We start from the raw sequence: 1,719 nt of genomic DNA, 5'->3' as shown, positions 1-1,719 counted from the left end.
CTTCAGGATTTCCAGGCAAACCGCCGGGCTGCAGAACCGGCTTGAACATTCCCTCGCCCGCGACCTTAGCGTTCACGAGTACCTTGAAGACCTCCAAAAGGTACTCGTCCGTGTCGCTTTCGCCGCCCTCCAATATCTCGAGCTTCAGGGAGCCGTTCGTCGTGAGGGTCTGCCACTCGGCGGCCCAAGACGCCTTGACCATTCCCCACCAACCCGACGCGTTGCCACCTGTCTTAAAGTGCTCATAGACGCGCTTGTCGAAAACGGTGATTTTCGCGCGCAGCCGCTTCGCCACCCCGGTGAACTTGTATGTGTAACGCCCGGCCATCACGTCGCTGTCAGGCGCAACGCCCTGTGCAAAGGCGCGCGCCCCGATCCTCGATAGTCCGATTGCGAAGGCCTGCGTCGCGTCGACGGTACCAGCGCTCGTTGACGTCGGTGAAGCCTTGTCTTGGTTATCGGCAACGAACTGTCCGTTCAGGATCAAATCCATGCGGCTCGAAACGAGCGTAGGAAAGGCGTAACGGGCGTTTGGATTGGCCTTTGTCAGTTGATCCGCGACAGCCTTTACTTTGTCGGCATCAATTGACGGCTGGATGGAAAACGCCAGGTTTGCCCCAGCCCCGTCAACGTCAGCTCCGGTGATGCCCCAGTATTGTACGCCTAGTCTTGGACGAAGCGAGCCATCCGACTTCTTCTCGTAAACGAAGCTTACTGAAGTCGGAACAAAGTAGTATAGATTCTTGTCTGACTCATCAGGGTAGACGGTAATTAACTCGGGAAATGGAAGCCCAACTACCGCGTCAAGAACTGGGTAGGCCAGCGATCCGCTGGTTGAAAGCGCAACATATAAGAATGCAATCGCCTGAAAAAGGCGTGCCACAACCCGTCTCATGCCAGATCTCCCCCCACGTCACCGCTAAAGCTAATTATGTTTTTATTGGAGTCAATCTATAATTGTGTCGATTTCAACTACGGGAGATTGATGCCGGAAAGCGCGGTTGGCTGGCGGGACGCAACGCTGCGCGGCGGCATCGCCATTAAAGCTGCTCGAAACTCGGCGTTCCGAATGGCATCGAGTCAGATATCGCGTATCCAATTAGCGCTACGCGCAGTGCAACGCGGGACTCGAATGCCCGAATGCCAACTTAACTACTTGTTCTTGCCTTCCTTTCCACTCCCTGCCGTCCAGCCCATCATCGGAGCGGCGGCAACCCTGTTTCTTGCTAAATTCAGAACGCAGTCTCCCTTGGCCGTACTGGTTCCTGTGATGTTGATTGGCGTCAGCGCGGGACTGACAGGCCCGGCGGCCATCAACGACGTCACTTTCGCCGAAGCGGGCCTTGCCGCAACTGCGACCAGCCTCGCTGGCGCGTTTCAGATGTTAGCAAGCAGTGCTTCGATGTCGGTCCTTCGGACGTTCACACCTCTTGGCGCCGACCGTGTGGCGTGGGCTCTGATCGTTTCCACCGTGATCGGCCTCATCTGCGCTATGATGCGCAGAAGTGTCGTCGCTGAGGACCCAGCGGCTTTCGATCGTTCCTCGCAACCGAGATAGTTACTCGCGCACAACCCCATTGGTTCAGTCGGATGGAACTGCCAAAACCAAACATTTGATAGTTCGGTTTAGTCAATTTCAAGCGTTGTCCGGGTTTCCGTTCGAAATCGACAGAACCGCCAAACCCGTAACGAGGAACAGTCGAACGCGCCATCTAATGG

The 1,719-nt window shown here is 56.1% G+C and carries 2 protein-coding genes; one reads left to right on the top strand and one right to left on the bottom strand.

Annotated features, from left to right (window positions below; genetic code table 11):
• On the bottom strand, window positions 1–895 hold an 895-nt coding region (locus tag EN749_RS35190; protein ID WP_145991162.1), incomplete at its 3' end, for a hypothetical protein.
• Window positions 896–931: 36 nt separating this feature from the next.
• Between EN749_RS35190 and EN749_RS35185 the strand changes: the two genes are divergently transcribed.
• Complete coding sequence (locus tag EN749_RS35185) at window positions 932–1,558, top strand: hypothetical protein (protein ID WP_128364893.1); 627 nt, start codon at window positions 932–934, stop codon at window positions 1,556–1,558.
• The last annotated feature ends 161 nt before the right edge of the window (window positions 1,559–1,719 follow it).

The sequence above is a fragment of the Mesorhizobium sp. M7A.F.Ca.ET.027.02.1.1 genome (assembly GCF_004022985.1).
Classification (GTDB): domain Bacteria; phylum Pseudomonadota; class Alphaproteobacteria; order Rhizobiales; family Rhizobiaceae; genus Mesorhizobium.
This window is presented reverse-complemented; position numbering and strand designations above follow the sequence as displayed.